The 18,591-nt window shown below is 47.1% G+C and carries 23 protein-coding genes and 4 tRNA genes; 8 read left to right on the top strand and 19 right to left on the bottom strand.

Features of this window, described 5'->3' with window-relative positions; genetic code table 11:
- Nucleotides 1-157: 157 nt before the first annotated feature.
- The 5 genes from ACKU41_RS15160 to ACKU41_RS15140 all read left to right on the top strand — a co-directional run bounded on the left by ACKU41_RS15160 (nucleotide 158) and on the right by ACKU41_RS15140 (nucleotide 3,829).
- A complete protein-coding gene (locus ACKU41_RS15160) occupies nucleotides 158-1,414 on the top strand; it encodes an RsmB/NOP family class I SAM-dependent RNA methyltransferase (protein WP_321401975.1) in 1,257 nt (418 codons plus the stop codon).
- A gap of 18 nt (nucleotides 1,415-1,432) precedes the next feature.
- The gene (locus tag ACKU41_RS15155; RefSeq protein ID WP_321401974.1) at nucleotides 1,433-2,206 is read left to right on the top strand and encodes a 2-amino-3,7-dideoxy-D-threo-hept-6-ulosonate synthase; all 774 of its coding nucleotides are present in this window, start codon (nucleotides 1,433-1,435) and stop codon (nucleotides 2,204-2,206) included.
- A 136-nt stretch (nucleotides 2,207-2,342) separates the two neighbouring features.
- Nucleotides 2,343-2,418: transfer RNA gene (locus ACKU41_RS15150), tRNA-Val, on the top strand.
- 41 nt (nucleotides 2,419-2,459) lie between these two features.
- Nucleotides 2,460-2,536, top strand: a tRNA-Asp gene (locus ACKU41_RS15145).
- A 300-nt stretch (nucleotides 2,537-2,836) separates the two neighbouring features.
- Nucleotides 2,837-3,829, top strand: a complete 993-nt coding sequence (locus tag ACKU41_RS15140) for a hypothetical protein (protein ID WP_321401973.1) — start codon at nucleotides 2,837-2,839, stop codon at nucleotides 3,827-3,829.
- Between the two features lie 155 nt (nucleotides 3,830-3,984).
- On the opposite strand, the gene ACKU41_RS15135 is transcribed toward ACKU41_RS15140, so the two are convergent.
- The 3 genes from ACKU41_RS15135 to ACKU41_RS15125 form a co-directional block, all read right to left on the bottom strand.
- Nucleotides 3,985-4,146, bottom strand: a complete 162-nt coding sequence (locus ACKU41_RS15135) for a hypothetical protein (RefSeq protein WP_319778253.1) — start codon at nucleotides 4,144-4,146, stop codon at nucleotides 3,985-3,987.
- Nucleotides 4,147-4,159: 13 nt separating this feature from the next.
- Nucleotides 4,160-4,486, bottom strand: a complete 327-nt coding sequence (locus ACKU41_RS15130) for a metalloregulator ArsR/SmtB family transcription factor (protein ID WP_319778252.1) — start codon at nucleotides 4,484-4,486, stop codon at nucleotides 4,160-4,162.
- A gap of 131 nt (nucleotides 4,487-4,617) precedes the next feature.
- Nucleotides 4,618-6,282, bottom strand: coding sequence for a glycosyltransferase (locus ACKU41_RS15125; RefSeq protein WP_321401971.1), 1,665 nt, complete (start codon nucleotides 6,280-6,282; stop codon nucleotides 4,618-4,620).
- A gap of 232 nt (nucleotides 6,283-6,514) precedes the next feature.
- Between ACKU41_RS15125 and ACKU41_RS15120 the strand changes: the two genes are divergently transcribed.
- Nucleotides 6,515-8,644: a mechanosensitive ion channel family protein gene (locus tag ACKU41_RS15120; RefSeq protein ID WP_321401970.1), complete on the top strand. Its 2,130-nt coding sequence runs from the start codon at nucleotides 6,515-6,517 to the stop codon at nucleotides 8,642-8,644.
- A gap of 94 nt (nucleotides 8,645-8,738) precedes the next feature.
- Here ACKU41_RS15120 and ACKU41_RS15115 read toward each other — a convergent pair whose 3' ends face one another.
- A complete protein-coding gene (locus tag ACKU41_RS15115; RefSeq protein ID WP_321401967.1) occupies nucleotides 8,739-11,315 on the bottom strand; it encodes a PEP/pyruvate-binding domain-containing protein in 2,577 nt (858 codons plus the stop codon).
- A 287-nt stretch (nucleotides 11,316-11,602) separates the two neighbouring features.
- On the opposite strand from ACKU41_RS15115, the gene ACKU41_RS15110 reads away from it, so the two are divergent.
- Together ACKU41_RS15110 and ACKU41_RS15105 are read left to right on the top strand one after the other, a co-directional pair.
- Nucleotides 11,603-11,679, top strand: a tRNA-Pro gene (locus ACKU41_RS15110).
- Nucleotides 11,680-11,844: 165 nt separating this feature from the next.
- Nucleotides 11,845-11,920, top strand: a tRNA-Thr gene (locus ACKU41_RS15105).
- A gap of 100 nt (nucleotides 11,921-12,020) precedes the next feature.
- Here ACKU41_RS15105 and ACKU41_RS15100 read toward each other — a convergent pair.
- The 15 genes from ACKU41_RS15100 to ACKU41_RS15030 form a co-directional block, all read right to left on the bottom strand.
- Nucleotides 12,021-12,284, bottom strand: a complete 264-nt coding sequence (locus ACKU41_RS15100) for a type II toxin-antitoxin system RelE/ParE family toxin (protein ID WP_319778248.1) — start codon at nucleotides 12,282-12,284, stop codon at nucleotides 12,021-12,023.
- On the bottom strand, nucleotides 12,268-12,492 hold the full coding sequence (locus tag ACKU41_RS15095) for a DUF6290 family protein (RefSeq protein WP_321401962.1): 225 nt from the start codon (nucleotides 12,490-12,492) through the stop codon (nucleotides 12,268-12,270). The genes ACKU41_RS15100 and ACKU41_RS15095 overlap by 17 nt, the downstream gene beginning before the upstream one ends.
- 144 nt (nucleotides 12,493-12,636) lie before the next feature.
- On the bottom strand, nucleotides 12,637-12,933 hold the full coding sequence (locus ACKU41_RS15090) for an addiction module antidote protein (RefSeq protein WP_321401961.1): 297 nt from the start codon (nucleotides 12,931-12,933) through the stop codon (nucleotides 12,637-12,639).
- A gap of 2 nt (nucleotides 12,934-12,935) precedes the next feature.
- Complete coding sequence (locus ACKU41_RS15085; RefSeq protein WP_321401959.1) at nucleotides 12,936-13,265, bottom strand: type II toxin-antitoxin system RelE/ParE family toxin; 330 nt, start codon at nucleotides 13,263-13,265, stop codon at nucleotides 12,936-12,938.
- A gap of 173 nt (nucleotides 13,266-13,438) precedes the next feature.
- A complete protein-coding gene (locus tag ACKU41_RS15080; protein WP_321401956.1) occupies nucleotides 13,439-13,573 on the bottom strand; it encodes a hypothetical protein in 135 nt (44 codons plus the stop codon).
- On the bottom strand, nucleotides 13,560-13,838 hold the full coding sequence (locus tag ACKU41_RS15075; protein ID WP_321401955.1) for a hypothetical protein: 279 nt from the start codon (nucleotides 13,836-13,838) through the stop codon (nucleotides 13,560-13,562). The genes ACKU41_RS15080 and ACKU41_RS15075 overlap by 14 nt, the downstream gene beginning before the upstream one ends.
- A 138-nt stretch (nucleotides 13,839-13,976) precedes the next feature.
- The gene (locus ACKU41_RS15070; RefSeq protein ID WP_321401953.1) at nucleotides 13,977-14,261 is read right to left on the bottom strand and encodes a type II toxin-antitoxin system RelE/ParE family toxin; all 285 of its coding nucleotides are present in this window, start codon (nucleotides 14,259-14,261) and stop codon (nucleotides 13,977-13,979) included.
- The gene (locus ACKU41_RS15065; protein WP_321401950.1) at nucleotides 14,251-14,499 is read right to left on the bottom strand and encodes a type II toxin-antitoxin system Phd/YefM family antitoxin; all 249 of its coding nucleotides are present in this window, start codon (nucleotides 14,497-14,499) and stop codon (nucleotides 14,251-14,253) included. Before ACKU41_RS15065 ends, ACKU41_RS15070 begins: the two co-directional genes overlap by 11 nt.
- A 251-nt stretch (nucleotides 14,500-14,750) precedes the next feature.
- Complete coding sequence (locus ACKU41_RS15060; RefSeq protein WP_321401948.1) at nucleotides 14,751-15,095, bottom strand: hypothetical protein; 345 nt, start codon at nucleotides 15,093-15,095, stop codon at nucleotides 14,751-14,753.
- 62 nt (nucleotides 15,096-15,157) lie between these two features.
- The gene (locus tag ACKU41_RS15055; RefSeq protein WP_321401946.1) at nucleotides 15,158-15,505 is read right to left on the bottom strand and encodes a hypothetical protein; all 348 of its coding nucleotides are present in this window, start codon (nucleotides 15,503-15,505) and stop codon (nucleotides 15,158-15,160) included.
- Nucleotides 15,506-15,567: 62 nt separating this feature from the next.
- Nucleotides 15,568-15,912 carry a hypothetical protein gene (locus ACKU41_RS15050; RefSeq protein ID WP_321401944.1) on the bottom strand — a complete coding sequence of 115 codons (345 nt, stop codon included), beginning with the start codon at nucleotides 15,910-15,912 and terminating at the stop codon, nucleotides 15,568-15,570.
- 62 nt (nucleotides 15,913-15,974) lie between these two features.
- Nucleotides 15,975-16,331, bottom strand: a complete 357-nt coding sequence (locus ACKU41_RS15045) for a hypothetical protein (protein ID WP_321401942.1) — start codon at nucleotides 16,329-16,331, stop codon at nucleotides 15,975-15,977.
- 302 nt (nucleotides 16,332-16,633) lie between these two features.
- Nucleotides 16,634-16,990 carry a hypothetical protein gene (locus ACKU41_RS15040; RefSeq protein WP_321401941.1) on the bottom strand — a complete coding sequence of 119 codons (357 nt, stop codon included), beginning with the start codon at nucleotides 16,988-16,990 and terminating at the stop codon, nucleotides 16,634-16,636.
- A gap of 12 nt (nucleotides 16,991-17,002) precedes the next feature.
- Nucleotides 17,003-17,758 carry a class I SAM-dependent methyltransferase gene (locus ACKU41_RS15035; protein ID WP_321401938.1) on the bottom strand — a complete coding sequence of 252 codons (756 nt, stop codon included), beginning with the start codon at nucleotides 17,756-17,758 and terminating at the stop codon, nucleotides 17,003-17,005.
- Nucleotides 17,758-18,279: a tetratricopeptide repeat protein gene (locus ACKU41_RS15030; RefSeq protein ID WP_321401936.1), complete on the bottom strand. Its 522-nt coding sequence runs from the start codon at nucleotides 18,277-18,279 to the stop codon at nucleotides 17,758-17,760. The genes ACKU41_RS15035 and ACKU41_RS15030 overlap by 1 nt, the downstream gene beginning before the upstream one ends.
- Nucleotides 18,280-18,591: the final 312 nt, after the last annotated feature.

Genomic DNA, 18,591 nt, shown 5'->3' with positions numbered 1-18,591 from the left:
TGGCTCCTGTTTACAAGGATTTTCGGGCTTTTTCATGTTCCGGCCTATCTCTGTTAAGTAATATATGGTCGGATTTTTACATTTTTTTACCTTTGTATGCGGCTCCCTACTCCCATTACATTACCTGCTGAAACACCGTTGGTCGCAATATATTTTTATGAGTACTGATTTAAGAACATTCAGGTTGGTCTGCGCTCCACGGAACGTGGAAAAAGTAGAAGAACTGCTTCGGGCTCAGGGTTTTGAATTCAGGCCTGAACCCTTCTACTCCATGGCCCGTATTCTGGAAAAAGAACCTTTTCCTCTTGGCGAATCCGTAGCCGCAAGATTCGGACGGATTTATATTCAAGACCGTTCCTCTATGCTGCCCCCGCTTATGCTGGCCCCGAATGAAGGGGACTCGGTTCTGGACATGTGCGCCGCTCCCGGCAGCAAAACAGGACTGCTGGCCCGGCTGGTAGGACGTGACGGCTTTGTGCTTGCCAGTGAACCTTCCAGCGACAGACTGTCTTTACTGCGCCAGAACCTGCGTAAAGTGCAGGCAGTCAATACTGCTACAGTTCATTACGAATCCCAGAAATTGCCCCTGCCCCCTTCCAGTTGGAAGATTATTCAACTTGACCCCCCATGCAGCGGCTGGGGCACACTGAATAAAAACCCCAAAGCCATGGAAGTATGGAAGGACGAAAAAACCATTCCACTGGTAAACCTGCAACGTAAACTGCTGAAAAAAGCATACGAACTGTTGGCTCCCGGCGGAAGACTGGTATATTCCACCTGCACCACCAACGTACAGGAAAACGAGGAACAGACCCGTTTCGCCATCGAAGAACTGGGCTTTGAACTTTTCAGTCTACCGCATCCGGAAGGATTCACGATTGCTGATCCGCTTCTGCCTGACATGGACGGAGTGCTGCGCGTGGACGGTTCCGGCGGCGGACAGGGATTCTATCTCTGCGGCCTGCGCAAGCCGGGTAATGCAGAAACTCAAATTCCGGGGACATGCAATCCTCCGGGTAAAAAGGTAAACCTGAAGGAAACTGAATTTCCAGGATCAGTTGAACTTTCCTCCCTGCCCGAAGGCGATATTTACGAATTCAAAGGCAAAGCCATGTTTATGAACAGGCACGCCCTGAAGATCCTGCCCGCAGAATTACGCTGGCAGGGATTCCCAATCGGTAAACTGAATCGAGGACGGTTCAGACCGGACCCGTTCGGACGTTGCCTGCTGCCCCAAGAACCGGACAATGCAGCACTGGTCATTGAAAAACCGCAGGATATAATCAACCTGCTGTCCGGGCAGAGTCTTCCCGCCCCGGCTAAAGGAAAAGGGCCGGCAGGCCTGTACTATAAAGATATGCTGCTCGGATTCACCGGTAAAAAAGGAACCCGGTATGTCTGGACAGACAAGTAATATAAGGATCAATAAATAATGAACGGAACAAACCGCCGCCTGAAAAGGCTTTTTGACAAGAAAAGCGGGAATGCGCTGATTCTGGCTCTGGATCATGGAGCAAATGAAGGAATGATTGAAGGGCTGGGTTCAATACAGTCCATACTTGAAGCCCTGCCCGCATCCGGTGTGCAAGGAGTCATCCTTAACAAGGGACTGGCAAAACATTACGGGCATCTCGTCCCCCCGGACGTAAACCTGATCATTCAACTCAATGCGGGAACAAGGCACGGCTCCCCATCATATAACAAAAATATAGTCTGCTCCATTTCCGAAGCTCTGCGCCTCGGTGCGGACGCGGTATCCATGCATGTAAACATCGGCAATGATCTGGAAGACCGCATGCTCGTGGATCTTGGTGAAATAACAGATGAAGCCCATCAACTGGGCATCCCTGTTTTGGCAACAGTACTTGCCCGCGGCAGCCAGATAATCAACGAATACGACTCCAGCCTTGTTGCTCATTGTATTCGCATAGGCGCTGAACTGGGTCCGGATATCGTTGCCGTATCCTACCCTAACAACGGGGATACTTTCGTAAAAGCTGTAGCCGCCAGCCCGATTCCGGTTCTCGTAACAGGAGGACCGCTGGGCCAAAATGTGGAAGGTGCCCTGAATAACACCCTGCAGGGTCTTGAATCAGGATGCAGGGGATGCTGCATAGGCCGCAATATTTTCCAGACAGAAAACCCCATTGAAAGCATGGAGAGATTTGCTCAAATTGCACATAAAAAAATCAAATATTTCAGATAAATAAAATTTATTTTAAAAATATTCAATTTTTCGTTTGACAAATAGGCCCGACATCGGCAGTATCCCTCCTCGTGGCAGTGAGCAACACCGAATGGTGACAGACATTCAAGGGGCTTACGATAAACCACACTGACGTGGGCGGATAGCTCAGTTGGGAGAGCATCGGCCTTACAAGCCGAGGGTCACAGGTTCGAGCCCTGTTCCGCCTACCACCGTCAACAAGCGCAGCTTAACGCGCTTTATAAATATATGCGGAGCCGTAGTTAAGTTGGTTATAACGCCGGCCTGTCACGCCGGAGGCCGAGGGTTCGAGTCCCTTCGGCTCCGCCACTTTTCAAGAGAAGCCATCAATCGAAAGATTGGTGGCTTTTCTGTTTTTGGGATTCTTGATCGCCCCTTCCTTTGAGGTAGAACCCTTTTCTCCTGCCATTTGATTAAAATTCTATTGTGTCAATCTGAGCACATATCACACCAACTAGACTTCGAATCGCTCTGCAACTTACCGTTAGCAGGAGAGATTCTTTATGCAACATATGAAACCTAAATTTCTATCATTCCTCTTTTTGTTATTCGCTATGAACTCTGTTGCATTTCAAGGTATTTTTTCCCACTTGGCATACGGAGTAAAAGATGGATATGACAATTTGTGATTTAATTAAATTCAACGAGTTCTTGGATTCGACAATAGATCCAAAGAATTTAGATGAAGAATTTATTACCTTAAGACAAACTGAGCTAGAAGGAATCTCAAAAAATGCCGATGTTAAACATTCTCCTCTTATTGCCTTAAGCTATGCAAAATTAATAGAATTGACCGTTTTATTGGCTGGAAAGTATGCTGATAATTGTCAAAAGGTTAATTTTGGGGATCTTGTAGTAAACCCCAGACACATAGACGTCTGCATCTTAAATACTGGATTGATAACAGAAAAGTACGGCATTGCTGACAGCATTCCGCTTTGGTTTAAGAAACAGGTACATGATTGTATTGGCAGCCAATACTCCGAAGATCTGGGGAAAATGGTTGTTAAACCTTCTTTGCTATTTCATTTTATTGAGAAAGGTTTGCTGCTGCGAATAGTAAAAAAAGAAAGGCATAGGAGATTAAGCGATCAGTTCAAAGATTGCATTCCAGTAGATGCTCAGGAAGCTTTTTTGAAATATGTTGAGAAAGTAAAACCAAACGCAAATACCCCGGTAAAAATGATTGGCTGCGGAGGTGTAAGGGTTGAGTCTCTTGATGTTGCATACTGGCTTTCCAGAAGCACAGTATTGAATGTAGTTAAAGACTCTTTAAAAAACGATCTTATGAATGTCTTGAGTGGATTAATGTCAGATGACTATCTGAAATCAATTAATAAAAAATTTGAAAAAGCACTTACTTCCCTAAACTATATAAGTATGGGAAGGAAAAAATTTGCTAATTTCCCATATGATGAAGAGGTGCCTATAGCAGAGTGGGCCGAAATCAATCACACCTTGTGTCATTTCACACTAGATGGCTATGGTACGATTCAGTCAGAATTAGACAGGAGCCTTTCCAATCCATATTACAAGAGTTCTTTTCTAAAAGGTTTTGCAGCCATATCAGAAAACAAAAAACAACTTGTAAAAGTATCCTGACATTTAGCCTTGCTTAACATCGGACACATCCCTTTTCTTCGTGGTAATGCCCAAAAAATAAGGTATTGATCATGAAGACCAATACCTTTTCATGCAGATAAAATATTACAGGCTATGCTTTTGGGTAATCTATACAAAAAGCAACACCCCAAAACTTATTTCTTTTTAGATTCCTGCTCTTCCCTAATCTGCTCTTCAGTAGGCAAAGGATGCTTGCCGCCAGACTTTTCGTGGCAGATGCGCATCTGTTCGCAACTGCATTTACCCTGCCCATCTTCTTTACGTAAATCCGGAAACTGACAATTGTTGTCCTGCATGTTCTTCTCCCTGCTATTCTCGGTCTCCACAGCATCGGGAACCGGAGTTGCATTTTGATTTCCTGATTTCGGCCATTTCCATCAACTGGCCGGAAATTCTGATTAGCCGCCCTCGATCAACTGAATAATGTGTAAAATATCCACGTTTTTCACCGCGCACAAAGCCTGCGTCCCGCAGAATTTTCAAATGCTGGGAAACTGCCGACTTGGAAATATCAAGTCGGGCCGCAAGTGCTTCTACACATAAATCGAACTCAAGCAGCAAACTGACGATCATGAAACGCTTTTCGTCCCCTAAGATCTTCAGTTCCTTAGCCAATGGGTTTGTATTAATATCCATTTTATCAACTGCTGTTTTATATTAGTATATACTTAATTAGATTTGTCAATCCTTAAATAGAATCTTCCCACGCACCAGCAAAAAATTCAGGCCTCTTTTGCCTTATAGCGACTTCAGGAAATATCCCAAGATCAAACATACTCCACGAGCCGTTTGGAAATTTGCCCTGAGGTATCACGAACCTTCAAAGTCATGCCAAAAGCCTTCTCCTGCCCTTGCTTACGGGCCAGATCTCTAGCCGATGCAATGTGTTCCAAACCCTGTTCAAGCCGGTAGCTGCGCAAATCCGTCATCCCCAACTCAAAAACAATGCGCCAGTCCTGCTTTTCGTGCAGAACTAGAGTAGAAAGAAAGCTGCCCCGGGCCTGATCAAGCTCCATGCGGGAACGAAGCATTACATCAATAAGCCGCAATACTTCTATATCTTCCGGATATGCCGCATTAAGAGACATAAGACAATCTACCGCATTGTGCGGCAGGTGTTTTTTGGGATTAAATGGAAATCCACCCCGAAACAAACGATTATGCCGTTTAAGCTCCTTTGCCCAAAAAATAAGAAGCTCTTTCGGATTTTTGGGAGGCAGGGTCATGCTTTTCTTTACGGCCTTTAAATGACGGTACCAGAACGCCTTGGCCGCATCCCAGTTTTCAAGACGAAGAGCCGCTGTAGAGCAGGTAAGATTCACATCAAGAGAATCTTCATACAACCTTCCACCGAGCAATGTCATAACATTCTCGTCCATAACCTTATTCATACCCGCTACTGCCTGCATACGCAGCGTGGCCACGACCACAGAAGAATCCTGCTGCCGGGTAGAGAGACGGGATAATACATCGCTGAGCGGCAAGTCCAGCATACCCGACTCCATCATGGAGGAAATAGTGATCGCAAACCATTTTTCAGCTTCAACACCAGTGGCCCGGTTATGCGCAGCATCCCGTGCATATTGCAGAATCTTCTCAATCCGGTGATAAGCCAGATGCTCGGACTGAACCCGCTTATGCGCGGCATGGCTCATGCTTTGGATCAACCTGTCATTGCCAAGGTACAACTTCAGCTTTTCTTCCAATTCCAAAACATCTGCATAGGTGTCTATTTCACGCCCCGGTTCGAAAAGAGAGGCCTGTTCGTCGCCTAGATCCTGCGTAAGCACAAGGCTTCCGCAGGCCGTTCCTTCAAAAAGTCGGAAGTTGACCTCCCCCAAAATTGATTCATTGGGAATTATTTTTGTATCCTGATAAAATTCCAGCATTTCGCTGTAATTCAAGGATTGTTCCACCGGAAAAGGGCGGTCCCCCAACCTGCTCCTTATAAAATCAACCATCCACTTGCGAGCCGGACGCTGATCGCTCAGCCTTCCCACAAAAGCAATATCGTGCTTTCGGTCCGCGACTGGAGGCGAGGCCATATTGAAAGCATACATGGGGAGCCAACGGACATCGGTGAGCCCATAATTCTTGAACGGCGAAACCATGGACTGTTGTGTTGAAAGTACCTGATCAAACAACCGGCCATAGGCAGTGTGCCAATGCAGGTTCAGGTGTGGATCCATGGCCCAAAAGACTGTCGGACAATCCAGCTTATCCAAACCTTGAATCAATGTCCGTTTACCAAGGAATTCCACCTGCAACAGCAGATCCGGCTGAAAATTGTTCTTAGCAAGGATTTCCGGCAAATCGCAAAACAGGCCAACAGCAGATGGAATAACACTAAAAACGCTATGCCCCATTTGCTGCAGCGCAGAAACACCTGATTTAAATGAGCCTACAACACAGACATTTAATTTATCTTTCATAGTAACAGCTTTTTCCTGATTTTGCTCCAAGATGACTTAGACAACACTCTTTAATATCAAGATTATTTATTCTGAACTTGCCATAGCGGTTTGAGACCGTCAATTCAGCATGCACATTTGAATCACGGAACCCTTTATTTAAAACAATAATAAAACTTTTATTTCTCATAATTGACAATACCGAACCGCCAAACCATACTTTATTCCCAATTTACTCAACCGGAGCCACACAATGAAATTATATTGGTCTATCGCCCTGCTGGCCGGGCTTTTGCTCGGCTTATTCCTGCTTACAGATAACACCCCTGTTCTTGAGAATAAAACTGAAATATTCAATGTCGACAATACCTGCGACTTATCAACCCCCCGTAGGGCTGTAAGATCGTTCCTGTTCAGTGTCCGCAATTACAACCGGGACAATTTTACAGGATTTGACTGCCTTACAAAGGTTGTATCCTCACCGGCAGACATGGCCGATGACAATAAATCCGAAGCGGTCAAAAAAGCCCATGATATATTCCTGCTCCTTGAGAATCTGAACTATGATATTGATGACGATATTCCGGAAACCGTTCAGGGTGATCAAATAAAATTAAACTTTGAATACGAAGGGCAACAACTTGAACTAGGCATGAGAAGAGGTCCTTACGGATGGCATTTTTCCAGTACCCTGTTCAGAAACCCGGAACTTATAAATCTGGTCAAAAAATTACGCCACAAATATGCCAAATTCACTTCTGAAAAAATGGAAGGAGATACTTTCGTACAAAGTCTCATGTCTCCTTACCGCACATTTTTCACTCTGAAGTCTGGCGTTGAAGGGAAAAGCCACGACAACCTTAAAGCCGCAGTGAACTCACTGGATATGAGCAGATTCACTGCACTTGAAAAACCCGTGTACGGTCCCATTCTGGCCGTAATGCTGTACCGGATCATCAACAGCTGTTCCTCCCTGCATCTTGAAGAACTCTCCGCCGCACCGGACAGTGAATACGCACCGGTGTTCATGGTAATACCAGAAATGGGTTCGATAACCATGCATGTCGTAACCCTCGAAAACGGACGTAAAGCATGGAAATTCACTCCGCACAGCCTGCAGGTAACCCAGACATGCTACGATGACACAATGCAGGAACTGCTGCGGGAAGGGACCGATCCGTTTGTAGGCAGGCAATTGCCACTGCACATCGTCATTGATGATTTTGTCCAGCAGAACTACCCGCAACTGATGGTCAAATACCTGAACACAAACATTTATAAATGGGTAGCCCTCTTCGTCCTGTTTCTGATTACCCCGCTTGTTGTCAGGATAATTTCATACCTTCTAAACATCGTCCTGACCTCAATCGAAAAGAAACTTCCCAAAGGAATCATTCCGCCGAACCGCCGCAAATTTATCCTCCCCATCCAGGTTATGGTTGTGGGCTACTCATGGCTGGCCTTGGTCGGAGTGCTTATTTTGTATAAGGACTTAATGATCTTTTCCCTTTACGGGGTCAAAATTATCGGCACCATCTCAACAATCTGGATTATTACCGTTGTCACCAACCTGTCCTGTGATGTTCTGACCGCAACAGGCGGAGCAAGCATCAGAGGCACCATGATGCTTATCATTGCCCAGATATTCAAGCTGGCGATAATCCTCATGGGACTTGCCCACATAGCTCAATTGTTCGGTCAGGATTCAACACGGATATTTGCGGCAATGGGTATTGGCGGACTGGCAATAGCACTGGCCGGCAAGGACACTCTTGAAAACATCTTCGGCACAATGGTCATCATGACCACCCGCCCGTTTGCAGTTGGAGACTGGATAAACTTCCTCGGGCATGACGGAACGGTTGAAAAAGTAGGTGTCAGGTCAACGTCCATCCGAACCTTTTATAATTCCGAGCTTATCATCCCCAATGCCAAATTCATCACCATGCCGGTGGACAACCTTGGGCGCCGGGAATGGCGCAGGTACAAAACAACAATAGGCGTGGCCTACGATACCCCGGCTGAAAACCTTAACGGATATGTGCAGGGGTTGAAAAGACTGGTCTTGAACCATCCCAAAACACGGAAAAATGATTTTCACATTGTGGTTAACGACTTCGGTCCTTCGTCCATAGACATTCTGGTTTATATCTTTTTTAAAACCGAGGACTGGGCTGAAGAACTTATAGTAAGGCATGAATTTATTGTGGACGCCTTGCGGCTTGCTGAGGAGCTTAAGATCAATATCGCTTTCCCAACCACTACTGTCCACTTAAGAAATGAAACCCCGGACATCTATCCTGAATTCCAGTCGGATTCCCATGCCGTAAATGAGGCCCGCAATTATGCCAACCGTATCAGGCCGGTAAAAAGCGAAGATTAAACAGAACTAAGCAAACTCCCTCAAAATACACTTTTTGAGGGAGTTTGTTTTCAAGCTTCACTAAGCTGCCTATCTATTTCTGCCAGAGAGTTCATCACCTTTTAAAAATCTCAAAATCCTTGAAAAAACGCGCCCGGTAATGCTCAACCTGCGCCGGGTTGGTCATGATCATGTCCAACTGCCGGGTATGGGTTATCAGATAACCGAGAATCTTGAGGTGGTATTCCATATCCTCGCTCCCCACTCCCTCAAGACGGGCATGCATGTTGTCCTCGCGGATGCGAACCCTGAAATCAAATTCATCCAGAATTCCGCCTATAAACTTGGCCCTCAATCTGCGCCTTTCCGGGTTGGCTGCTCCTCCTTTAAACTGGAAGCTGGCGTAATTTTCCGAAGTCCGATCACCTACAAAAGACTCCACCCCGCAGAAATGAAACCCGAATCTGGATTGCAGGCAGCAATAATTTTTAGAAATCATGAAATAATTCTTTTGGGTATAGCTTGATCTGGCTGCCACATTGAGGTTGGGATTCATAGTTGCCTCAAACATGACCGACATCAATCCCTTGCCGTGAATCGCCGGAGGACCGTCCCAAGGCACAGCCTGCATACCAGCCCAAAGCGCACGCATGGGAATGGACTCCACATGCTCCATTAATACGCAACTGTCATTGGCTTCTCCCTCCGGTCTGACTCCATTGCCAAGATCCAGAATCCAAAACTGTTTGGGGACATTGCAGATCAACTGCTTTGATGCAGCCTTTATATATTTATCGCTTATGCCGAACCCGAACATTTCACGTACTGCCATTTCGTGACAAAAACGCATAATATCGTGGTAAGTCATGCATTTGGAAGGTCTGAAATCAGGTCCATCCGGGTCTGTCAGATTCAAGCGGACAATATGCCGTGCGGCTTTACGCAAGGCCGCCTGTACCGGGCTACCTCTCATGAGCCGTTTACGGGGCTTTTCCGAAAGCAGGGTTTCCACCGCGCCTGAATAAATCCCGCGCCCGTCAGCATCAACAGTCACAACTTGCCCTTCCCGCAACGAATCCATAGCCCCACTGACTCCAAACAAGGCCGGAACTCCGAATTCACGAGCCACATTAGCCAGATGCCCGGCCATGCCTCCATGTTCCGATATAACTGCGCTGCACCGGTCCAGCAGGGCTGCATAATTAGGCAGAGCCTGCTTAAGAACCATGACTCCCCCATCAGGGAAAGAAAAACAGTCCGCAGTCTTACGGATAGGGAAAACCGGTCCTACCCCGACTCCGGGGCTCGCTGTACGGCCCCCGGAAAGCAGTGGATCAGGCAGCTCAAGAGTTGCCGCGCTGAGCCCCGTTTCATCATTCAGCAACATAAGCGGGCGGCATTGCAGCAGGTAAAATTCACCACTATCAGTCAAAGCCCACTCAATATCCTGCGGCGGCCCGAAATGCTCCTCAATACGCACGGCCACACCGGCCACCAATACTGCCTGCTCCTCGGTGAGCGAAGGATCAACCCGGCAGTTATCCAGCAGTTCGGTGCGACAGATACCTTCACCGGAATCACAAATATATTTTTCGCACTTATCAACAACACGGCTTTCCACTACCCGCAAAGACTTACCCCTGCTAACCGCAAATTCATCTGTTTCAGTAGAGCCGTCCACCACCGCCCTCGGCAGCCCCCAAACTGAATAAATGGAAATATTTTCATCACGCACGTTTACCGGGTTACGTGAATAAGCCACGCCCGAAACAGCAGGGTCCACCATTTCAATACAGCCGACACTCATGGCCACGTCCTCATCCCTTAGTCCGCGATTATTGCGGTAGGCCATGGCCTGCATGGAATATTTGGAGGCCATTACCTCTTTCACCGTCATTAGCAGGGAACCGGACTCCACATTCAGAATAGAACGGTACTGACCGGCAAAGGCCGCACCCTCCACATCCTCACCCAGAGCACTGGAGCGTACAGCCAACCGGACTTCACGGCCCAATAAATCCCGCAACCGTTTATAACCGTCCATTATCGCCGTTGAAATTTCTTCGGAAAACTCAGTGGAGATGATCAGTTGCATTACCTTTGATGAAACCTGAAAGACCTCGTCCCGGTCATCAAAATCCGTGGCCTGAATAATGCGGTCAATTTCGGTCTGTAGCCCATCCTGAGCCATGAACCTTCGGAAGGCCACAGTGGATACGACAAAACCTGCCGGAATCTTAAGCCCGAGACTCTTTCCGGCCTCACCGAGCATAGCCATCTTCGGTCCGCAAAGGTCAGCCTGATCACGCCCCACACGGTCAAAATCAAGAACAAGTTCTCCTTCTCCGGAATAATTAACAGGCTTAATCTGCTGCGAAACAAGCTCCTGAATCTCATTGAAACGATCAAAGAGCCTGCCATAAGGTTCAGGATTCAATTCGTTCAAATGCCGGATCATTTTATAGGTACTGACGGAAATGCGGGTACACAGAGCGCGGACATAATGCATGCCGTAAGGATGGAATCCGCGCAGAGCTTCTTCCAATTCAGCAATATGCTCATGGGTCTTGGTATTGGCCTGAATCAAAAGCCGGAACTGATCATAACGGGCAGTCAACTGCCTGCGAGCCTCTTCAGGGTCCAACTCCGGCTCTTTCTTCTTAAAAAACGGCAACCAGTCCAGCAAACTCATATACTGCAACCCTCACTAAAGAAATTGTTCTGAATACATTTGCAGCAACTACAGTCACTGCAAAAAGTCTCCGCAAGTCTATCCCGCAAGCAACAGAAACTGCAATCAAAACCGAACAAAAACATAGCCCTCATACACATGGCCGACCCCTTCCAGCTAATGGCGCACAGCATACTGCCCCAAGGTTCACAATCCTTTTAATCATTTGATTTTTAATAAAATTCATTTTTTTAAAAAAAGGTGTTGACTTGTCCGCCACAATTCCATAGATACTCTCTTCGTGACGTCGGGATGTAGCGCAGCCTGGGAGCGCACTTGAATGGGGTTCAAGGGGTCGGAGGTTCAAATCCTCTCATCCCGACCACGTCAAAAAGATACCCCCAAGGGTCGTAGACCTCTACGACCCTTTCTTTTGACAACATGATCTTTGCAAACAAGTTCTCTAAGGCTTTCAACGAAGCTCCCGCTTAAGCGGTTGAGCGTGTCGCTCGCGGCATTATCGCTAAAGAAAGCCACTATATAATCGGATGCTTCCGTGGCTCAGTCGGTAGAGCGCGTCCTTGGTAAGGACGAGGTCAGCAGTTCAATCCTGCTCGGAAGCTCCACAGCAATCAAAAAGCCCAGCTTTAATAATAAAGCTGGGCTTTCTAGCGTTCTGTATAAATTTGACGGTGGCACGAACTAACTACACTGAAGTCCCCAAAATCAATGACCACCATAAATCTTACGGCGGTGCCCAGCTTCAACCACGAGGATTATAAGTTTATCATCCTCAAGTTTTGCCAGCACCCTGTAATCCCCCACACGGTAACGCCAGAATCCATCAAGGTTACCCAGCAGGGCTTTACCTTTATCCCGAGGGTCTTCCGGCAGATCATCCATGTAGTCGAGAATGCGTTCAGCAACCTTCTTATCAAGCTTCCTGAGGCTCTTCTTGGCCCTTGAGCTGTACTCAACCGTCCAGCCCAAGGTCTTTTCTCACTTCTGCACTGGAAAAGGTCTTACTGCCGTTCTCAAGGTGTTCTTCATATGCCTGAACAGCCAGTAAATGATCTTCCCTATCTTCAAGAAAGGCGATGATGGCCTTCTTAGCATAATATGATTTGGTACGGCCTGTTTTTTCTGCCAGTTGGGACAGTTTCAGTTCAATCTCTTCGGGTAAACGTACTGATAACATTTTTTAACCCTCCTTTGTCATACAATTAATACGTGTATGACAAATGGTCAATATCCGGCTGGGTGGAAAAGTAAAAAGCCGTCCCGTAGGATACGGAACGGCTGTATTACATCGTAAGATTTGGTGGCAGTACCAGTCGATAGCCTACTGCATTGATTTTTCTTTAGGCTCAACACGCAGTGAAACCCCAAGAGCACCGAGAACCTTCATGATCGTGCTGTATCGCGGCTGAGCACCGGGACTAAGGGCCTTATACAGGCTTTCCCTGCCAAGTCCGGCATCTTTAGCCAACTGGCTCATCCCTCTAGCCTTGGCAATATTAGCCACAGCCATAAGCATTACATCCTGATTGCCTGATTCAAGTGCTGCATTCAAATATTCAGCTATGACTTCTTCATTATCAAGATGTTCATATGTTTCAAAAGGCTTTGTCTTTGCCATGATTACACCTCACTTCTTATTTCATCAGCCAGTACATGTGCCTTTGAAATATCTTTCTTCTGGCTGGATTTATCCCCGCCTGCCAGCAAAAAATAATACCTGTCACGGACTTTGGTAAAATAGACCCTATAGCCCGGACCAACTGAAATCCTCATTTCAGAAACATTATTACCAACAGATTTACAATCACCGAACAGTCCGAACTTAGCTTGGTCAATCCTTGAAAGAATGCGGGCTTTCCCTACATGATCTTTAAGCTTGTAAAGCCATTTATCAAAGACATCTGTGCTGTCGAACTGATTCATGTTTAAAATGTATTCATTCGGATACACCGTGTCAATATCCGGCTGGGTGGAAAAATAGAAAAACCGCCGCAAAATAAATCACGGCGGCTCGGAAAGTACCTGCAAAGATGGTTGAGATGGTGCGGTTGCGGTTTAATGCTTAAACCTGACACAAATATTACCAAAGAAAAAATAAGCTCCACTTTATCTGCACTGCTGTCTCATCCTTCTTTGATACATTCAGGGTTGGGCGCGTAACTTACGTCTTCTTTCCCACTACTTATCCTTGTGCCGGTCGCACCCTGATCATCGCGCCCACGCGGTAGCAGCTTACCATTATTTTTACTGATTGCCACCGCCCGGCCCTCCACTTCCTGACGACGAACTCGTACCCGATGAAGTTGAACCGCTGGAAGTCGAACTACCACTGGAACTACTCTGACTCGATCCCCCGCCAGCACCATCACCGCCAGCATCATGGGAGGTACTTCCCGATTGAACACCGCCAAGCTGCGACAGGGTAGGGTTACCCGCACGGCCTGCGGTTTTCATGGCATCGTGGATTGCGGATTCGATGTTGTCTGCGGCTTGTTGGATGGTAATGGTGTCAGCCTGCGCCATAGTTGCCGCTGCCACTAGGATGAGCAGGGTGAGGAGTAGTGTTTGTATCTTGTTCATTTTTTTCTCGATGGCACCAGTCGTCACTTGGTCCACTGTTTATACTAATAATTTAGTCATTTTCAGCCCACAACAGCAAAACTACAGCCTGTTTTCTGCCGAGCGGTATACGCCGAAACGATCCCGTTTGCCGACGGCCACAACAGTTACATACAGAATATCGTCGTCAACCCTGTATACGAGTCTGTACCCGGCTTTGCGTAATTTGATCTTGTAGCAATCCGCCAGACCAGAAAGTGCTGCCGAGGGTACGCGAGGATTTTCCAAACGTTTAGCAAGCTTCTTTTTGAACTGCTCTCGAAGCGTTGAATCCAGTTTTTTCCATTCCTTCAAGGCAAATTCGTGAAAACGCAGCTTATAGATCATCAATACTCACTTCTACAAACGGACCGTCCGCGCGCTCCTGCACCAAACGCGCATCTTCAAGATCTTCCAGCCGTTCAAGCAGCCGCTCATAAGAAGCTGCTGAAAGCAAATAGGCTTCCGGCTTGTTGTGGTTAAGCACGGCCACGGGATCGTTCCCGGCTCGATCCAGTATTGAAGCCAAATTGCGCTTCAATTCTGTAACACTTACAGTTTTATTTGCATATATTTTTTGCATCATCTTCAACTCCTTTTTAGGTGTCTTATTTAACATCAAAAATAATATCGTTTTCAATGCTCGTCAAGGATACAGATGATTTTAAGTGTCTTTTTGAAGCGGCCTACATGTTTTTTTGTCAGCCTGTGCCATAGTTGTAGCTGCCACTAGGATGAGCAGGGTGAGAAATAATGTTTGTATGGATGTTTTCATAATGTATCAATTTAAATAGTAATGAATATTAATTATGCCACCCAAGTACCTGTAATATAAATCTAATCTGGACTATCACCCGGACCAGAAGCCCCACTGGACCCACCAGTACTTCCCCCGGTACTACCACTGATACCACTGCTCGAACTACCACTAGAACTACTCTGACTCGATCCCCCGCCAGCACCATCCCCGCCAGCATCATGGGACGTACTGCCCGATTGAACACCGCCAAGCTGCGACAGGGTCGGGTTACCCGCACGGCCTGCGGATTTCATGGCATCGTGGATGGCGGATTCGATGTTTTCTGCGGCTTGTTGGATGGTAATGGTGTCAGCCTGTGCCATAGTTGCCGCTGCCACTAGGATGAGCAGGGTGAGAAATAATCTTTGTATGGATGTTTTCATAATGTATCAATTTAAATAGTAATGAATATTAATTATGCCACCTAAGTACCTGTAATATAAATCTAACCTGGACTATTTCCGTCATTGCCAGAACCCCTACTAGCCCCACCAGTACTACCCCCGGTACTACCACTGGTCCCACTGCTCGAACTCCCACTCGAACTACTCTGACTCGATCCCCCGCCAGCCCCATCACCGCCAGCATCATGGGAGGTACTTCCCGATTGCACACCGCCAAGCTGCGACAGGGTCGGGTTACCCGCACGGCCTGCGGATTTCATGGCATCGTGGATTGCGGATTCGATGTTGTCTGCGGCTTGTTGGATGGTAATGGTGTCAGCCTGTGCCATAGTTGCCACTGCCACTAGGATGAGCAGGGTGAGAAATAATCTTTGTATGGATGTTTTCATAATGCATCAATTTAAATAGTAATGAATATTAATTATGCCACCTAAGTACCTGTAATATAAATCTAATCTGGACTATTACCCGGACCAGAAGCCCCACTGGACCCACCAGTACTTCCCCCGGTACTACCACTGATACCACTGCTCGAACTACCACTAGAACTACTCTGACTCGATCCCCCGCCAGCACCATCCCCGCCAGCATCATGGGACGTACTGCCCGATTGAACACCGCCAAGCTGCGACAGGGTCGGGTTACCCGCACGGCCTGCGGATTTCATGGCATGGTGGATTGCGGATTCGATGTTGTCGGCGGCTTGTTGGATAGTAATGGTGTCAGCCTGTGCCATAGTTGCCACTGCCACTAGGATGAGCAGGGTGAGAAATAATCTTTGTATGGATGTTTTCATAATGCATCAATTTAAATAGTAATGAATATTAATTATGCCACCTAAGTACCTGTAATATAAATCTAATCTGGACTATCTCCCTGACCAGAAGCCCCACTGGACCCACCAGTACTACCCCCGGTACTACCACTGGTCCCACTGCTCGAACTACCACTGGAACTGCTCTGACTACTCCCCCCGCCAGCCCCGTCACCGCCAGCATCGTGGGATGTGCTTCCCGATTGCACACCGCCAAGCTGCGACAGGGTCGGGTTACCCGCACGGCCTGCGGATTTCATGGCATCGTGGATGGCGGATTCGATGTTTTCTGCGGCTTGTTGGATGGTAATGGTAGAATCTGCCTGTACAGTGGAAGGAACAGCCGGGGCTATCAGGGCCAAGGCAGGGACTATTGCCAATGAGGTTAATTTCTTTTTCATGAATGGATATCCTAAAAATGATTATAATTTAATTCACTCTATCACGGCGGCTCGGAAAGTACCTGCAAAGATGGTTGAGATGGTGCGGTTGCGGTTTAATGGTTAAACCTGACACAAATATTACCAAAGAAAAAATAAGCTCCACTTTATCTGCACTGCTGTCTCATCCTTCTTTGATACATTCAGGGTTGGACGCGTAACTTACGTCTTCCATTCCACTACACCTCATTGTAACGGTGCCCAGTACGTACTTTGCGCCCCCTACGTTACTATAGAATCGTGTTAATACATCCATGACTTATTCAACCATTATTACCACCGCCGGGGCCACCTGCGCCGCCTGACGACGAACTCGTACCCGATGAAGTTGAACCGCTGGAAGTCGAACTACCACTAGAACCACTCTGACTACTTCCCCCGCCAGCTCCATCACCGCCTGCATCATGGGATGTACTTCCCGATTGCACCCCGCCAAGCTGCGACAGGGTTGGATTACCCGCACGGCCTGCGGTTTTCATGGCATCGTGGATTGCGGATTCGATGTTGTCGGCGGCTTGCTCTATGGTAATGGTAGAATCTGCCTGTACAGTGGAAGGAACAGCCGGGGCTATCAGGGCCAAGGCGGGGACTATTGCCAATGAGGTTAATTTCTTTTTCATGCGTGGATCTCCTTATCTTTTTATCACTACAAACCAGCCCCAGTGCTTAGGGTACTCGGCGTATTTCGTTTTTTTAATCTGCTTCTCCCAATCCCATTCAAACTTCTTAATATCAATGGAACTGAACCCATACCCTGCCAGCCTGTACTTGATTTCCTCGTAAAGCCAAGCCTTCTGCATGGTTCCCTGATCCGTAAGCATAAAACCCAAAGGGTTGAACTGATACCGCTGAATATCATTGCTGATTTCAGCATAGATATCTTCCTGACTACGACCTTCCTCAACCATAATGTCAACATAGGTCTGGAAAGCGAAGGTACGCGATTCCAAAGAAGGCAGGAACAACATGATAGTACCATCTTCCAAGGTATTCTGGACCAGATTGTCCATCAACACATGAAAATGGTCGATGCTCTCCGGCATGACTGAAGCCAGCCCCAACGTTAAGCCGCATTTTTCCGGCAATCTGGTATCTTCAATCTTTCCCTTAACAAGCTCCACATTATCCTCAAGCTGTGCCTTGGCCTGCTCCAGCATATTCGAGGAAGCATCCACGGCATAAACCCGTCGGAATTCACGAAGATGTTTAAAGGAATTACCAACCCCGCACCCGAAATCGGCTACAGTCACCCCCGGCTTATCAGGAAAATCCCTCAAAGCCTCGGTGACTGCATTTTCAGTTACAAAAATTGAAACAACCTGCTGATCATAATCAGAGACAGTTTCCCAATAGGCATGTGTGTCCAGATATTCGACAGTGTTGGTCATTACTTCACTTCAGCTGTCTGTTTACCCTCAAGCACCCCGATCTGTTCCTGAATGGAGTTGTAAACAGGGCCTATCTTTTGGGGAACCTGCTTCCAGTACTTTACGGCATCCACATTGTTGCCAACCTTGGCATTGGCAAGGCCGAGATAAACGTAAACCCACGGATAATCAGCAGCTATGTCTTCAACCTTCTGCCCCTTTTTGATTTCAATAATCTTTTCATACAGCCCGATGGACTTTTCGTACTCACCCAGCCCGTAATAAGCCCGTGCGGTTCCGATCAGGTACGAGGTGCGTTCATCGTTGGATTCCAGCAACTCTTCGCCCAGTTCTGCGGCCTTGGCCCAGTACTCTTTGGCTTCCTGCGGCTCTTCATATTTTTCGCGCAGCAGGGCGCGTTCTACATTTTTATGAAATCCCTGAATGGGCAGGAACAGTGTCCATGCATTAGCGGTGGCAGCCATGCCCATGAGCATGACCAGAACAATTGCTGATGTAACCAGTGTTTTCAGTTTCTTCATTTTCGACCCCTTAAAATTTATAGATTCAAGACTGTTCATCTGCTGCCTGAAAATCAATTCGCTTCAAGTCGAATTTGATATCAAATAAGAGCAGCTGTTTCAACAGCCAACCTAGTCAAACTATCTGACACCGCATACAAAAGACTTACCACCCCATGAAAAACGGATTGAACAGGTTACCCCATCCAAGCCGTATTCACCCTGCACTGAGGACAAGGTCGGCAGTTCAATCCTGCTCGGAAGCTCCACAGCAAATGAAAGCCCAGCTTTAAAAATAAAGCTGGGCTTTCTTGCGTTCTATCTAAATTCGGT

Origin of the sequence: Maridesulfovibrio sp. (genome assembly GCF_963678865.1) — a bacterium.
Lineage (GTDB): Bacteria > Desulfobacterota > Desulfovibrionia > Desulfovibrionales > Desulfovibrionaceae > Maridesulfovibrio.
This window is presented reverse-complemented; position numbering and strand designations above follow the sequence as displayed.

Coding starts and splice junctions, on each gene's coding strand:
- ACKU41_RS15160 (WP_321401975.1), top strand. CDS start 158: ATGAGTACTGATTTAAGAACATTCAGGTTGGTCTGCGCTCCACGGAAC.
- ACKU41_RS15155 (WP_321401974.1), top strand. CDS start 1,433: ATGAACGGAACAAACCGCCGCCTGAAAAGGCTTTTTGACAAGAAAAGC.
- ACKU41_RS15140 (WP_321401973.1), top strand. CDS start 2,837: ATGGATATGACAATTTGTGATTTAATTAAATTCAACGAGTTCTTGGAT.
- ACKU41_RS15135 (WP_319778253.1), bottom strand. CDS start 4,146: ATGCAGGACAACAATTGTCAGTTTCCGGATTTACGTAAAGAAGATGGG.
- ACKU41_RS15130 (WP_319778252.1), bottom strand. CDS start 4,486: ATGGATATTAATACAAACCCATTGGCTAAGGAACTGAAGATCTTAGGG.
- ACKU41_RS15125 (WP_321401971.1), bottom strand. CDS start 6,282: ATGAAAGATAAATTAAATGTCTGTGTTGTAGGCTCATTTAAATCAGGT.
- ACKU41_RS15120 (WP_321401970.1), top strand. CDS start 6,515: ATGAAATTATATTGGTCTATCGCCCTGCTGGCCGGGCTTTTGCTCGGC.
- ACKU41_RS15115 (WP_321401967.1), bottom strand. CDS start 11,315: ATGAGTTTGCTGGACTGGTTGCCGTTTTTTAAGAAGAAAGAGCCGGAG.
- ACKU41_RS15095 (WP_321401962.1), bottom strand. CDS start 12,492: ATGTTATCAGTACGTTTACCCGAAGAGATTGAACTGAAACTGTCCCAA.
- ACKU41_RS15090 (WP_321401961.1), bottom strand. CDS start 12,933: ATGGCAAAGACAAAGCCTTTTGAAACATATGAACATCTTGATAATGAA.
- ACKU41_RS15075 (WP_321401955.1), bottom strand. CDS start 13,838: ATGGCGCAGGCTGACACCATTACCATCCAACAAGCCGCAGACAACATC.
- ACKU41_RS15070 (WP_321401953.1), bottom strand. CDS start 14,261: ATGATCTATAAGCTGCGTTTTCACGAATTTGCCTTGAAGGAATGGAAA.
- ACKU41_RS15065 (WP_321401950.1), bottom strand. CDS start 14,499: ATGATGCAAAAAATATATGCAAATAAAACTGTAAGTGTTACAGAATTG.
- ACKU41_RS15060 (WP_321401948.1), bottom strand. CDS start 15,095: ATGAAAACATCCATACAAAGATTATTTCTCACCCTGCTCATCCTAGTG.
- ACKU41_RS15055 (WP_321401946.1), bottom strand. CDS start 15,505: ATGAAAACATCCATACAAAGATTATTTCTCACCCTGCTCATCCTAGTG.
- ACKU41_RS15050 (WP_321401944.1), bottom strand. CDS start 15,912: ATGAAAACATCCATACAAAGATTATTTCTCACCCTGCTCATCCTAGTG.
- ACKU41_RS15045 (WP_321401942.1), bottom strand. CDS start 16,331: ATGAAAAAGAAATTAACCTCATTGGCAATAGTCCCTGCCTTGGCCCTG.
- ACKU41_RS15040 (WP_321401941.1), bottom strand. CDS start 16,990: ATGAAAAAGAAATTAACCTCATTGGCAATAGTCCCCGCCTTGGCCCTG.
- ACKU41_RS15035 (WP_321401938.1), bottom strand. CDS start 17,758: ATGACCAACACTGTCGAATATCTGGACACACATGCCTATTGGGAAACT.
- ACKU41_RS15030 (WP_321401936.1), bottom strand. CDS start 18,279: ATGAAGAAACTGAAAACACTGGTTACATCAGCAATTGTTCTGGTCATG.